This is a genomic window from Microbulbifer halophilus, assembly GCF_026183675.1.
GTDB lineage: Bacteria > Pseudomonadota > Gammaproteobacteria > Pseudomonadales > Cellvibrionaceae > Microbulbifer > Microbulbifer halophilus.
This window is the reverse complement of record NZ_JAPIVK010000002.1, coordinates 1-13324: the sequence shown is the minus strand read 5'-3', so window position 1 is coordinate 13324 and position 13324 is coordinate 1. Positions and strand designations below refer to the sequence as shown.

The window sequence follows — 13324 nt, the reverse complement described above, 5'->3', positions numbered from 1 at the left end:
TGTCCTTGGTTTCTCAAGTTTCGGGGGCAGTTTCGGGGAGCCGGAGCGGGGTGCGCCATTGCCAGCTACGCCGAACCCCGAAATCTCAGCTGTAAGAAGCCTTGAACTCAAGTTTCGGGGGCAGGTGGGGGAACAATCCCGCCCGATCCCGTGCAGGATTCCCGCTCAGAATTCGACCCGCGGTGCGGCCTGCATGGCCTCGGAGTCGGCGAACTCCAGCAGTCGCCCATCGGCTCGGTGGCCGAAGAAGCCGGCGAAGAACACCGGCGGGAAGCTCTGCTTGTAGATGTTGTATGCCATCACCGAGTCGTTGAACGCCTGGCGGGCGAAAGCGACCTTGTTCTCGGTGCTGGTCAGCTCCTCGGTGAGCTGCATCATGTTCTGGTTGGCCTTGAGGTCCGGATAGGCCTCCATCACCACATTCAGGCGCCCCAGCGCACTGGCCAGTGCGCCCTCGGCGTGCCCCAGATCGGCGATGGCGTTCGGGTTGCCCGGGTTGTCGGCGGCGTGTTTGAGGCCGGTGAGGGCGGTGTTGCGGGCGTTGGTCACCGCTTCCAGTGTCTCGCGTTCGTGCTTCAGGTAGCCTTTGGCGGTGTCCACCAGGTTGGGGATCAGGTCGTAGCGGCGTTTCAGTTGCACTTCGATCTGTGCAAAGGCGTTTTCATATCGATTTTTCAGGGAAACCAGTTTGTTGTAAATGCCCACTACGTAGAACAGCAGTGCGGCGATGGCGATCAGCCAGACGATGGTTGAAATCTCCATATTGTATTCGCCCGTATTGTGATTGTTGGCGTCGATCTTATCACCTCGGGTTGCGGGATTCAGTGCCGGAACCGCAACGGGGTGCCATCGACAAGCACCTTCGACTCCGGAACCTGAGTTATCACGGTGGACCTACCAAAGGCGGATGGCCGCGGAAGGGATCGCTTCGGTTATAATGCCGGCGCAATAAATATTTCGCCGTTGTCCGGGATATGAGGCCGCGGCACAGATTTGGGAGCAGCCAGTATGAGCGATGTAACTTCAGATCCGGTGGTGATAGTCGGTATGGCGCGCACGCCCATGGGCGCCATGCAGGGGGGGCTTTCCGCCGTCAGCGCCCCGGAGCTGGGCGCCGCGGCGATTGGCGCGGCACTCGGCGATGCGGGCGTGGCCCCCGCCGATGTCAGCGAAGTGTTGATGGGCTGCGTCCTGCCGGCCGGTGTCGGCCAGGCCCCGGCGCGCCAGGCGGCCCTGGGCGCCGATATCCCCGCCGGTACGCCCACCAGCACCGTCAACAAGGTGTGCGGCTCCGGCATGAAGACCGTGATGATGGGCCGCGATGCGCTGCTGTCGGGAGATGCCAAAGTGGTGGTCGCCGGCGGCATGGAGAGCATGAGCAATGCCCCCTATCTGCTGCCCAAGGCCCGCGGCGGCATGCGCCTGGGACACGGCGAGGTGCTCGACCATATGTTTCTGGACGGCCTGGAAAATGCCTACGACGGCAAACTGATGGGCGCCTTTGCCGAATGCACCGCAGACAAGTACAGCTTTACCCGTGAGCAGCAGGACAACTTTGCGATCGAATCCCTGGCCCGCGCCAACAGGGCGATCGAGAGCGGTGACTTCGAGCGTGAAGTTGCGCCGGTGACCGTGTCCAGCCGCCGGGGCGATGTGGAAATCAGTATTGACGAGGGACCGGGCAGCGCGCGCCCGGACAAGATCCCGCAGCTCAAACCGGCTTTCCGCAAAGATGGCACGGTCACCGCGGCCAACGCCAGCTCCATATCCGACGGTGCCGCCGCGGTGGTGCTGATGCGCGAGAGCGAAGCGAAGGCTCGCGGCCTGAAGGTGCTGGCGGTACTGCGCGGCCAGACCCAGTTTGCCCAGGAGCCGGAGTGGTTTACCACCGCGCCGGTGGGGGCGATGCAGAAACTGCTGGAAAAAACCGGCTGGTCCGCCGATGAAGTGGATCTGTACGAGATCAACGAGGCCTTCGCCGTGGTCACCCTGTCCGCGATGCGCGAGCTGGATCTGCCCCACGACAAGGTGAACGTCAACGGCGGCGCCTGTGCGCTGGGTCACCCGCTGGGCGCCAGCGGCGCGCGCATTCTGGTGACGCTGCTGGCGGCACTGGAAAAGCGCGACCTGAAAAAAGGGGTTGCCAGCCTCTGCATCGGTGGCGGCGAGGCGACAGCCGTGGCGATTGAGCGCGTCTGACCGGCGCTTTGAAACGGGGCTTATGCCTCTTCCACGGCCAAATGAAGAAGGAGTCCTCTGGACTCCTTTTTTGTTACTGGCCGGTTTTTTTATAGGCCGCCGATCACGGCGGCGTTGCCGGGAATACACCTGATTGGGCGCGGGGAATTTTCTTGCCTGAAGTTTTTGCCCTTTCCGGTGTTTGTGTCCCCCCTGGCGCACGGTCTGTCCATTTTTAGCACTCTGTCCCATAACGGGGACCGGAAACCACATAAAATGCGTTTCTTTGCGGCGTGCTTGTTTCGTGCATAGGCCGCGGTTAGAGTGAGGTCCCGCTCAAATTCGATAATAATTTAAATTTTTTGAGGACCTTTTCATGACTGAACTTGCCCAACAAGCGTGTGAAGCATGCCGCGCCGATGCGCCGCTGGTCAGCGATGAAGAACTGACTGAACTGCTGCGGGAAATTCCCGACTGGACGCCGGTTACCCGCGACGGTGTCATGCAACTTGAACGCGTATTCAAGTTTCGCAATTTCAAGCAGGCGCTGGCGTTCACGAATCGCGTGGGTGCGATTGCGGAGGAAGTCGGCCACCATCCGGCGCTGTTGACCGAGTGGGGCAAGGTGACCGTAACCTGGTGGAGCCACGAGGCCGGTGGGTTGCACAAGAACGACTTCATCATGGCCGCGCGCACCGACCAACGGGTAGAGGCGGAATAAGCCGACCAGGCAGCCGCCTTTGACCCGAGTGGCGGTCCCGGAAACCGGGGCCGCCGTACACGGCGCACAGTGCGTCTGGAATCCGGATAATGACGGGGCTGCCATGTTGCGAATGAAGTCTACGTGCGAGCGCTGCAGTGCCTCGCTGGGGCTGACCGATCGGGCCTTCATCTGCTCTTTTGAAAATACTTTCTGTCCCCAGTGTGCGGAACAGCTGGAGCACCGTTGCCCCAGCTGCCAGGCTGAACTGGTACAGCGGCCCGCCCGCACCCGCTCTCCTACCGAAGTACCCGACCAGGGTTTCAAGGCCAAGCTGGAGAAGCTGCTGGTCTGAAACTGTTTCCGTCCGAGAGCCAGTTTAAACTGAAAAAATTCGACCGTCGTGCCGGCTGCTGCTGAAACAGTGCGAATACCAGTCTGCCCTAGTGGGCCGTTGTAGCTGGGCGAGCGTATTGGATTGCGGAGTCTGCTCCGGGATGGACATCTCCTACACGCGCACGGCCCAGAGCAGAAACTCGCGGTTGCCGTCGCCGCCTCGGATCGGGCTGTCGATATAGCCCCGCACTGCCAGCCCCAGATCGCGGCAGAGGCCGGTGATTTTTTCGCGCACTTGTGCGTGGAGGGCTTCATCGCGCACCAGGCCGCCCTTACCGATATGCTCGGGCCCCACTTCGAATTGCGGCTTGACCAGGCTCAGTAACCGGCCGCCGCGTTTCAGCAAGGGGGGCAGCTGCGGCAGAATCAGTGTCTGGGAAATGAAAGAGACATCCATCACCACGGCGTCGAAGCCGGTATCTCCGTAGGGTGAAAGTTGCGCCGCCCGCAGGTGGCGGGCGTTGATGCCCTCGAACAGTTGCATGCGGGGATGGTCGCGCAATTTCGGGGCCAGTTGGTCGCGCCCCACATCCACACCCACCACCAGCGCTGCGCCGCGCTGTAACAGGCAGTCGCTGAAACCGCCGGTGGAGCAACCCACATCCAGTGCGCGCCAGCCGCTCGGGTCCAGGCCCGTGTGGTCGAGGATTGCCGCCAGCTTCAGCCCCGCGCGGGACACATAGCAATCTTCCGGCAGGGGCGTCACGCGTAACTCCCGGTCTTCGCCCACCGACTGGCCCGCCTTCCTGGCGACCTCCCAGTCACCGCCGGAACCCAGCCGTACACGGCCCGCGTCCACCAGTTTTTTGGCGTGAGTGCGGGAATTGGCGAGATTGCGCTCTACCAACAGTCGATCCAGGCGTGTCATACGGGGGCGTTCGTTAGGGAAACCGGCGACATGCTAACGCCTGGCTGGCAGAACCTCTATCCTTTCAGGAGAAGTTCGCTGGTTTAGAGGCGGTATGGCGAAGAGCGGTCTGGACAAATTCAGGATTCGCAAGGGCAAGGTATTCGAAGCGCCACTGGAGAGCGCTTTTGGCCGGTTGGTCACTCCGTTCGAGGAGTTTATCCACCGCCAGAGCAGCAGTGGCATTCTGCTGATGCTGTGTGCGGTGGCGGCGCTGATTATCGCGAATTCCCCCCTGCAGGAGGGCTACAAGCACCTGCTGCATATGCCAATCAGCCTCAATGCCGGTGACTGGGAGTTTTCCCTCAGCCTGCACCACTGGATCAACGACGGCCTGATGACCGTCTTCTTTTTCCTTGTCGGCCTGGAGCTCAAGCGCGAGTTCCTGGTGGGGGAACTTTCCGACCTGAAGCAGGCGATGCTGCCGGTGATGGCGGCGGTTGGCGGTATGGTGGTGCCGGCGCTGATCTACGTCGCTTTCAATGCCGGCGGTGACGGCGAGCGCGGCTGGGGTATTCCGATGGCCACGGATATCGCCTTTGCCGTGGGCTGTATCGCGCTGCTGGGAAACCGCGTGCCGCGGGCAGTGGTTACTTTCCTGGTGGCACTGGCGATTGTCGACGACCTGGGGGCGATCCTGGTGATTGCCATCTGGTACACCGAAAGTGTGAATATGATCGCGCTGATGGCTTCGGGGGCGCTTGTGGTCATCATGTGGCTGTTGAAAGCCGCGGGGGTACGCCGCTCCCCGGCCTTTATCTTTGTGGGCGTGCTGCTCTGGTACGGGCTCTATGTCACCGGCGTGCACGCGACCCTGGCCGGGGTGATCACCGCCATGGCGATGCCGGCGCGGCCCAAGTACGATCCGGTGGCTTTCAGCACCTTCGTCAAGGACATCATCCGCAGCTTCGACCGCTGCTTCCGGCCCGGCGACAAGATCATTGCCAACGACGCTCTGCGCGCCCGGGTCATGGCGCTGGATAACGGCATAAACCTGGCGCAGTCGCCGTTGCAACGGATGGAGACCCGCCTGCATACACCGGTGGCGTTTCTGGTGATCCCGATTTTTGCGCTGGCGAACGCCGGCATCCCGATCGACAGCTTCACCAGCCGCGATGCGGTGTTCAATTCGGTCACCATGGGGGTAATCGGCGGGCTGGTGTGCGGCAAGCTGGTGGGGATTGTCGGGGCGACCTGGCTCGGCTGGAAGCTGGGATTCGGCAACCTGCCGCGGGGGGCCAGTTTTCACCACATCATTGGTGTGGCGCTGCTCGGCGGGATCGGTTTCACCATGTCGATCTTCATTTCGGAGCTGGCGTTTGCCGGCCGGCCGGAGCTGCTGGTGCAGGCCAAGGCGGGGGTGCTGCTGGCATCGATCATTGCGGGCATCGCCGGCTTCACCGTGCTGAGCCGGGCGCCGATGTCCGAAGAGGAGCTCGTGCCCGCGGCCGACGATAGCTTCGAGGAGGAACCGCGAGACTCAAACGGGCCGTCCCCGTAAGCGGGCCCTCGCTTACGGGCCCGCTCCGCAATCCGCCGCTAACCGGGCGGCACCGGAAGCTGCCCGTCTACCTCGAATTCGCCGCGCCTGAACTGGTACAGGCGGCTGCCCACCTTGAACTCCACCCGTTCCGGTGTCGCCTGGGAGTAAAACCCCGTCTCTCGCCCGGGGCGACGGCTCACCAGTGCCGCCGGGTCGAACACCGCCACGTTGATGCCGCCGTTGCCGTCCCGCGCCGAGCGGAACTGGGCCAATTGCACGGCGTTTTCCCGCAGTTCACTGCCGAGCTCCTGGCTGTCGCGATAGCTGCTGGGGGAGCTCAGCGACGGATAGCCGTCAAACGGTGGCTGCTGCAGTAGCACCGCCCGCTCGCAGCGGTAGCGCAGTGTGAAAGCTGTGTGCTGGGCGTTGATGCGATTGGGGGGCGGCGCCTCCATCCCCGAGAGGTAGACAAAACGGTAGAAGGCGCACTCCGCCAGGGCCGTGTCCAGCTTGACCGCGCCGTAGAAGATGCCCGGCTCGAACCGGCGTCCGAAGCGCGAGCCCCACAGTAGCGGCGGGTAGCGGAAGGGTGAGCCGAGCAGGTAGTGGAGATCGGCCGCCGCCGGTGGCAGCGGCGGTTTGCTGTGGGTTTCCAGCAGTTCCTCCAGTACCGCCTGGCTCTCCAGGCTGCTGGTGATTGCCACCGTGGCCACCTGGCGCTGGCTCTCCACCACGCGCCAGCACTGTCCGTCCAGTGGCTGTACATAGTCGGCGCCGCCGGCTTCTTTCCAGATACTCATGAAATCGAACTTCCCTGTGGCCGGCGGATCAGGCCGCGCCCCGCAGGGCGTCCAGATAGTTGCAGGTGAGCGCCAGACCGTCGATACGCTGGATCAGCTCCAGTGGGCGGCCGCCCAGGTGGCGGTTATAGGTCTGCATAAAGTGGCGGATATTGTCGGCATCGCCGCCGTTCAGCGGTACCAGGGAGCGGTAGATGCGGATCACCAGCATGGCGATCTCGCCGGTTTTGGAGTGGGGATCGATGGCGCCCGACTGTTTCAGGCGCCCGAGGGAGGAGCGGCTCAGGCCGAGAATGGCCATCAGTTCGCTGTTGCCCAGCCCGAGGGCTGTGGCGGCGCCGAAAAAGCCTTCGGCGAGGGCCTGTTCCGGGGCGACCTGTATCTTGTGCACGGCTGGCTCCTGTTGCTGCCTCGGTATTCTGTTGTAATCCAGTGCGGGATTCACTGCTCGAATATCTCCAAAGCGGGGATACTGCAATGATCGATATGGGTAATTTAATGAATTTATTCCCGATATGCAATCCAGCAGTAGAGAGATTGATGCCGCCGGTAATCCATTGGTGTCCTCCCGGATCATCGGACACCGGTTAGCGAGATTGCTAGTGCAATGCAAATTGGCCTATCCAAAATTTGTAAAATTGTTTAATTGGTATGTTAATATTTTGTTGTTGTTTATTTGGTAAGGCCAATATGCGCCGCGCCGGCGGTCGGGAGCAATCACTCTGCGGCCAGTGTCCGGACCAGCTGTTCCATGTGCTGGTAGTGGCTGCCTTTCCAGTAGACCCGCGCGCAGTCCCGGCACTGGAAGAAATGGCGGAAGTAGCGCCGGGTGTTTTCCCGCAGCAGGTGCTGCACGCCCTGACTGGCAACCGGGTGCAGGGGGCCGTTGCAGGCGATGCAGCGGCTGAAGGGCCTGAACTTTCCCTGTAGCTGCAGCCGCTCGACCACTTCCGCGATTTGCCGGCGCGGCCGGGTTGCGCGGACAAAGTAGCCGCGCCGCAGTCGCCGCCGTTTCAGCAGGCCGCGGTCGCGGGACAGCAGTATGCGCCCGTCCGACACGGATATCTCCAGCAGCGTATCGTCATCGCACTGGCGGTAAAAGAGTGTGTCGAAACCGAGCATGCGCAGGTAGCGGGCCAGTCTTCCCAGGTGGCAGTCGAATACGAAACGGGGATTGCGCAGCGGTTCCGGCCGCAGCCGGACCAGCGGTTCGATATCGAGAGACTCGAACACCGGGTAGACACTGACGCGATCGCCATCGCGGAGCCGGTAGCCGAAATCAACGGAGACACCGTCAACGAGAATCAGGTCGACCTCGGTGTGCGGGACCCCGAGGCTCTCGATCGCATCCTTGACTGAACCGGGCAACGGCAGGTCCCGCGCGAAGGTTCGCTGCCGCCATCGGTGCGGCAGGAAATCGTTCAGCTCGCGGTAGAAACGGAAACAGACGGTGAGCATATTTCGGTGCGCTCGCGGTGTAGCAATAGTGTAATGAACCGGAGGATGAGCAACTTGCAGGTCAACGACTGGAATCACGTGCACTATGCGCTGGCGGTGGCCCGCGCCGGCACCCTGTCCGGCGCCGCGGAGCAGCTGGGCGTCTCCCACTCCACGGTGCTGCGGCGGGTGGATACGCTGGAGAAATCCCTGTGCACCCGGCTCTTCTACCGCCATGCCCGCGGCTATGTGCCCACCGAGGCGGGGCGCAAGCTGATGCGCGCGGCGGAATCCATGCAGGCGCAGCTGAATACATTGGTAGGGAGTGTACACGGCGCCGACGAGCAATTGAGCGGCACCCTGGTGGTCGGTGTGGGCCCCGGCCTGCTCGGTCCCGTGGTACCACTGCTGCAGTGTTTCCAGCGCCGCCATCCCGGCGTGAAGCTGGAGCTGGATACCGATGCCGGTTTTCCTTTTCGGCGGCGTGGCGAGGCCCATGTCGGCATCCGTTTGAGAGCCAAGCCGGATATGCCCGACTGCGTCGTGCAGAGCGTGACACCGCTGCGCTACAGTCTTTACGCCTCCCCGGAATACCTGCGCGAAAAGGGCAGCTTCGACAGCCTGGAGCGCATCGATCATCACCGTTTTATCGGTCTCAGCCGCGGTGCGGCGGCGGACCCGCCGGCGCAGTGGGTGGACCGCTGGGTGCCCGAGCGGCAGATAGCACTGCGCTGCAGCAGTGCCGACCAGTTTCCCGATGCCGTCCGCGCCGGCTTCGGCATAGCGCCGCTCGGTCTGTGGCAGGCCGGTGGCGATGACCGACTGTGCCGGCTGCTGCTGCCGCCGAACGACTGGGTTACCGATCTGTGGCTGTTCACCCACCGCGATATGTGCGACACCCGCAGGGTGCGCGCCCTCTGCAGTTTTATCGGCGAGCGCCTGCAGCGGGGCCGGTAGTCCCGCTAATCGCCCCGGAATGCTCCCGCCATATGCTCGGCCAGGGCCTCCGCCGCCTGCCCGGCACCGCGTCGCCGACGCAGTGCGATATGGTATTCACCCAGCGGCGGCAGGCCGGAGTCGGCTCCCAGTTTTCGCAGGGGGGCCCGCACCAGGCTGAGGGGGAAGGGCGCTACCGCCAGGTCGGCCAATATGGCCGCCTCCTGGGCCGCGCAGTGCTCGCTGGTATAGGCGATCCGATAGCCGATGCCGGCCTCGTCCAGGGCCGCCAGCGCCATACCCCGCCATACGCAATTCGGGCCGGCGAGCGCCAGGGGCAGTGGTTCGCGCTGTGCGGCGACACCACCGTCGCGCGCGGCCCAGACCAGCGGCTCTGTGTGGATCAATTGCCCGCCTTCCCCTGTCGAGTCGGTGTTGCCGGCAGTGATCAGCGCCACATCGAGTTCGTTGGCATCCAGCTGTCGCGTCAGCTCCGAACTGCGGCCCACGGCTACATCCACCTGCACCGCCGGATGCGAGCGGGCGAACTGGGTGAGTGCCCGGGGCAGGATACGCGTGCCCACATCGTCAGGGGTTCCGAGCCGCAGCCGACCCTCGAGCGCCGGAGAGAGGAACCGGCCCACTGCCTCTTCGTTCAACTTCAGCAAACGGCGCCCGTAGCCCAACAGTATTTCGCCGTCCGGTGTCAGTCTCACCCGGCGCGCCTCGCGCACGAACAGGGCGCGCCCCAGGGTTTCCTCCAGCCTTTTGATCTGCATGCTCAGGGCCGAGGGGGTGCGGAATACCTGGCGGGCGGCCCGGGTGAAACTCCCGCACTCGGCGATGGTGACAAAGGTGCGCAGCAGCTCGGTATCCAATAGCGGGGCGGGAGTGGCCGGCATTGTCGGAGTGAGGGTGGCCATGACTGTACCTTTCAATTTTTCTGAAAGCTCACTGTAGATATTTTCGCTGTATTTAACAATCGAGCCGGGGCACTCTTCCTTTCACGAAAGCGGCCGCACCGACGAGAGAGGAGAAACTGATGTCCGATGGCAAGCGTTCCCCGGCCTGCAACTGTGATCTGAAACTGCGTCCCCGTCCCCCCGAGCCGCCGCTGTATATGCCGGCCATGCCCCCGCTCGGGCTGCTGACCGCGATCGGCAACGGGGTCCGCATACTGATCCACCGCCTGCGCTGCCGCCGGCGTGTCGAGCGCGGCGATAAGCCACCGCGCCGCGGTGCGGCTTGAGCAGGACAGTTACACTGCGGAGCGATTTCGCCTAGGATTACCGGCACTCTGTTTGCGGGCCCACAAAGCGCCCGTCCCGACGGAACCAATAATGACCATAAAGCAGGGATACCGGTATGAAATACTTGCAGCCGCCGCTCAAATTCCTGGCCGCAGTGGCGATGATCTCCGCCTTGAGCGCTTGTGGCGGCGACCGGCAGTCGTCCTCGGAGCCGGAAAGCGATACACAGGCCGGTGCCGGATCGCCGGTGGAAGAGGCAGTGGATATGGATCGCCTGGCGCGGGACTATGTGGTACTGGTGCTGGAGTTGGGCAATCACGACGAGAGCTATGTCGATGCCTACTACGGTCCCGCAGAGTGGGAGGAGAAGGCAGCGGCGAGCGGGGCGGCCCCCGCCGATATCGCCCGGCGCGCACAAGAGCTGATGCAACAGCTGCCGGAGAAGATTCCCGCGCATGGCGATATCGAAAACCTGCGCCGGCACTACCTGAAAACACAGTTGCGCGCGGTGCGTGCCCACGCCCGCCAACTGGCCGGAACCGCCGAGCCGGATTTCGAGCGCGAAGTGCAGCTTCTTTACGATACCCGGCCGCCGCAACAGAAACTGACCGAGTTCGAGCCGGTACTGGCAGAACTGGACGAACTGCTGCCCGGCGACGGGCCGCTACATCGGCGCGTGCAGGCCTTCAAAAAGCAGTTCGTGATCCCCGACGACAAGATGCAGGCGGTCTTCGACGCCGCCATCGACGCCTGCCGCGAGCGCACGAAGCAGCATGTCCGGCTGCCGGCCGGTGAACACTTCGAGCTGGAATACGTTACCGACAAACCCTGGAGCGGCTACAACTGGTATCAGGGTGGCGCCCGCAGCCTGATCCAGATCAACACCGGGCTGCCGGTGATGATCGACCGCGCCATCGACCTCGGCTGCCACGAGGGCTATCCCGGCCACCACACTTACAACGCACTGCTGGAACAGGAGCTGGTCGACAAGCGCGGCTGGGTGGAGTACAGCGTCTACCCGCTATTCAGCCCCCAGTCCCTGATCGCCGAGGGCAGCGCCAACTACGGTATCGAGCTCGCCTTTCCCGGCGACGAGAAAACCGCGTTCGAAAAGGAAGTGCTCTATCCGCTGGCCGGACTGGATCCGGCGAGCGCGGAGAAATACGACCGGGTACTGGAGTTGATTGAAAGACTCGGTTACGCCGGCAACGAGATTGCCCGCCAGTATATCGATGGTGAGATCGACGGCGACGAGGTGGTGGCGCTGTTCCGGAAATACACCGTCAAGAGCCCGGAAAAGGCCGCCCAGCGCAAGCGCTTCGTGGATGCCTACGGTGCCTATGTAATCAACTACAACTGGGGCAAGCAGCTGGTGGCGGACTATGTGGAGCGGGGCGCGTCCTCGCCGGGCGAGCGCTGGCAGCGTTTCGGCAAGCTGCTGTCCTCGCCCCGGCTGCCCTCATCTCTCGACTGGTAAGGCAAAATGGACTACGACTCAGCGCGCGACTATCTGCTGTCCCGCCCCGAGGCCGCCGAAGACTTTCCCTTCGGACCGGGCGTGGCGGTGTTCAAGGTCAAGGGCAGGATGTTCGCGACCCTTGGCATTGAAAACGATCTGGCCCGCACCAATCTAAAGTGCGACCCGGGCGAGGCCCAGGCGCTGCGGGATATCTTCACCGGCGTACTTCCCGGTTATCATATGAACAAGAAACACTGGAACACCGTCCTGCTGGATGGCAGTGTGCCGGACTACGAGGTGGAGCGGATGGTGGATCAATCCTACGGGCTGGTGGTCAGGGGCCTGCGCAGAGTGGAGCGCGAGGCGCTGGAGCTGGCCTACGGTCCGGATACGATCTACCGATAGGCGGATTTTGGAATCAGGAGCAGTTGTGAACGAATTTATTGTCGATGTAACCCAGGATAACGCCCAGCAGGTGCTGATCGAGGAGTCGATGAAGCGCCCGGTGGTGGTGGATTTTTGGGCGGACTGGTGCGAGCCGTGCAAGCAACTGATGCCGGTGCTGGAAAAGCTGGCGAAGGAGTACGACGGCCAGTTCCTGCTGGCGAAGGTCAACGCGGATACCGAACAGATGCTGGCCGGCCAGCTGGGGGTGCGCAGCCTGCCCACGGTGATGGTGCTAAAAGAGGGCCAGCCGGTAGATGGCTTTGCCGGCGCCCAGTCGGAAAAGCAGATCCGCGAGATGCTGGACAAGTACCTGCCCAAGCCCTGGGACCTGAAGTTCGAGCAGGGCAAACAGCTGGTGGGCGAGGGCAAACTGGACGAGGCCCTGCCGGTGTTGCGCCAGGCCTACAATGAATCCGGCGAGCGCGCCGATATCGCCAAGCAGCTCGCGGCGGTGCTGCTGGAGCAGAATCGCGTGCCCGAGGCGGAGACAGTGTTGGGACAGATCCTGCTGGCGGACCAGGACAGCGACTACCAGCAGTTGATGTCGCAACTGGAGCTCAAACAGCAGGCGGCCGAATCGCCGGAGATCAAGGGCCTGCAGCAGGCGCTGGAACAGAACCCGGAAGATTTCGAATCCGCCTACAAACTGGCGGTACAGTACAGCCAGACCCACCGCCCGCAGGAGGCGCTGGACCTGCTGCTGAACGTGCTGCGCAGCGACCTCAACTACGCCGACGGCGCCGCGAAGCAGGCCTACCTGGATATCATCAAGAGTCTCGGTACCGGCGATCCGCTGGCGGTCCAGTATCAGCGCAAGTTGATGACGCTGCTCTATTGATCCGCTTCACCGGGGCGGGCCCTGTTGGAGTTTGCAGGGCCCACCCCAACCTACGCCAGGCTTGTCGCTACAGTGAACCGGAGGATTTGTGTACAAACTCTGCGTCTATATTCCGGAAACCCACACCGAAGAGGTCAAGCGGGCCCTGTTCGCCGCCGGTGCCGGCCGTATCGGCGATTACGATTCCTGCTGTTTTCAACTCAAGGGCACCGGCCAGTTTCGGCCACTGGACGGTAGCCAGCCGTTTATCGGCCGGACCGGCGAAGTGGAGAAGGTGGATGAATACCGGGTGGAGATGGTCTGCGCGGACGAGCTGGTAGACGCCACACTGGCGGCGCTGCGCGAGGCGCATCCCTACGAGGAGCCGGCGTTCGATCTGTGGAAGCTGGACGACCGTTGCAATTGATTGCACTCTCTCCGCGCCAGGTATGCTTTTGCCCCCCCGGCCTGTAGATACCATCTGTCCCTACATCCCTCAAGGGGCTATCTGGCC

The 13324-nt window shown here is 63.0% G+C and carries 16 protein-coding genes; 10 read left to right on the top strand and 6 right to left on the bottom strand.

Translation table 11 applies throughout. The features are described from left to right. Positions 1 to 165: 165 nt before the first annotated feature. The gene (locus OQE62_RS01100; RefSeq protein WP_265720138.1) at positions 166 to 762 is read right to left on the bottom strand and encodes a LemA family protein; all 597 of its coding nucleotides are present in this window, start codon (positions 760 to 762) and stop codon (positions 166 to 168) included. A gap of 246 nt (positions 763 to 1008) precedes the next feature. Between OQE62_RS01100 and OQE62_RS01095 the strand changes: the two genes are divergently transcribed. The 3 genes from OQE62_RS01095 to OQE62_RS01085 all read left to right on the top strand — a co-directional run bounded on the left by OQE62_RS01095 (position 1009) and on the right by OQE62_RS01085 (position 3233). Then, entirely contained in the window at positions 1009 to 2199 is a 1191-nt protein-coding gene (locus OQE62_RS01095) for an acetyl-CoA C-acyltransferase (RefSeq protein WP_265720137.1), read from the top strand. Positions 2200 to 2554: 355 nt separating this feature from the next. After that, positions 2555 to 2899, top strand: a complete 345-nt coding sequence (locus OQE62_RS01090) for a 4a-hydroxytetrahydrobiopterin dehydratase (RefSeq protein WP_265720136.1) — start codon at positions 2555 to 2557, stop codon at positions 2897 to 2899. Positions 2900 to 3011: 112 nt separating this feature from the next. Further along, entirely contained in the window at positions 3012 to 3233 is a 222-nt protein-coding gene (locus OQE62_RS01085) for a DUF1272 domain-containing protein (protein ID WP_265720135.1), read from the top strand. 153 nt (positions 3234 to 3386) lie between these two features. Here OQE62_RS01085 and OQE62_RS01080 read toward each other — a convergent pair whose 3' ends face one another. Then, on the bottom strand, positions 3387 to 4142 hold the full coding sequence (locus OQE62_RS01080) for a TlyA family RNA methyltransferase (RefSeq protein WP_265720134.1): 756 nt from the start codon (positions 4140 to 4142) through the stop codon (positions 3387 to 3389). A gap of 94 nt (positions 4143 to 4236) precedes the next feature. On the opposite strand from OQE62_RS01080, the gene nhaA reads away from it, so the two are divergent. Then, positions 4237 to 5682 carry a Na+/H+ antiporter NhaA gene (nhaA, locus tag OQE62_RS01075; RefSeq protein ID WP_265720133.1) on the top strand — a complete coding sequence of 482 codons (1446 nt, stop codon included), beginning with the start codon at positions 4237 to 4239 and terminating at the stop codon, positions 5680 to 5682. 38 nt (positions 5683 to 5720) lie between these two features. On the opposite strand, the gene OQE62_RS01070 is transcribed toward nhaA, so the two are convergent. The 3 genes from OQE62_RS01070 to OQE62_RS01060 form a co-directional block, all read right to left on the bottom strand. After that, positions 5721 to 6464: an RES family NAD+ phosphorylase gene (locus OQE62_RS01070; protein ID WP_265720132.1), complete on the bottom strand. Its 744-nt coding sequence runs from the start codon at positions 6462 to 6464 to the stop codon at positions 5721 to 5723. A 28-nt stretch (positions 6465 to 6492) separates the two neighbouring features. Next, positions 6493 to 6855: an MbcA/ParS/Xre antitoxin family protein gene (locus tag OQE62_RS01065; RefSeq protein WP_265720131.1), complete on the bottom strand. Its 363-nt coding sequence runs from the start codon at positions 6853 to 6855 to the stop codon at positions 6493 to 6495. Positions 6856 to 7181: 326 nt separating this feature from the next. Then, a complete protein-coding gene (locus OQE62_RS01060) occupies positions 7182 to 7922 on the bottom strand; it encodes a Mut7-C RNAse domain-containing protein (protein WP_265720130.1) in 741 nt (246 codons plus the stop codon). A gap of 45 nt (positions 7923 to 7967) precedes the next feature. Here OQE62_RS01060 and OQE62_RS01055 point away from each other — a divergent pair, with 45 nt between their 5' ends. After that, the gene (locus OQE62_RS01055; RefSeq protein WP_265720129.1) at positions 7968 to 8858 is read left to right on the top strand and encodes a LysR family transcriptional regulator; all 891 of its coding nucleotides are present in this window, start codon (positions 7968 to 7970) and stop codon (positions 8856 to 8858) included. Positions 8859 to 8863: 5 nt separating this feature from the next. Here OQE62_RS01055 and OQE62_RS01050 read toward each other — a convergent pair whose 3' ends face one another. Next, positions 8864 to 9760: a LysR substrate-binding domain-containing protein gene (locus OQE62_RS01050; RefSeq protein WP_265720128.1), complete on the bottom strand. Its 897-nt coding sequence runs from the start codon at positions 9758 to 9760 to the stop codon at positions 8864 to 8866. Positions 9761 to 9879: 119 nt separating this feature from the next. Between OQE62_RS01050 and OQE62_RS01045 the strand changes: the two genes are divergently transcribed. The 5 genes from OQE62_RS01045 (at position 9880) to OQE62_RS01025 (ending at position 13237) form a co-directional block, all read left to right on the top strand. Next, a complete protein-coding gene (locus OQE62_RS01045) occupies positions 9880 to 10086 on the top strand; it encodes a hypothetical protein (RefSeq protein WP_265720127.1) in 207 nt (68 codons plus the stop codon). A gap of 116 nt (positions 10087 to 10202) precedes the next feature. Then, positions 10203 to 11564, top strand: coding sequence for a hypothetical protein (locus OQE62_RS01040; RefSeq protein WP_265720126.1), 1362 nt, complete (start codon positions 10203 to 10205; stop codon positions 11562 to 11564). A 6-nt stretch (positions 11565 to 11570) separates the two neighbouring features. Then, on the top strand, positions 11571 to 11951 hold the full coding sequence (locus OQE62_RS01035) for an MmcQ/YjbR family DNA-binding protein (protein WP_265720125.1): 381 nt from the start codon (positions 11571 to 11573) through the stop codon (positions 11949 to 11951). Between the two features lie 25 nt (positions 11952 to 11976). Continuing rightward, on the top strand, positions 11977 to 12831 hold the full coding sequence (trxA, locus tag OQE62_RS01030; protein ID WP_265720124.1) for a thioredoxin: 855 nt from the start codon (positions 11977 to 11979) through the stop codon (positions 12829 to 12831). A gap of 88 nt (positions 12832 to 12919) precedes the next feature. After that, positions 12920 to 13237 (top strand): Nif3-like dinuclear metal center hexameric protein, encoded by a 318-nt coding sequence (locus OQE62_RS01025; protein WP_265720123.1) that lies wholly within the window; start codon positions 12920 to 12922, stop codon positions 13235 to 13237. The last annotated feature ends 87 nt before the right edge of the window (positions 13238 to 13324 follow it).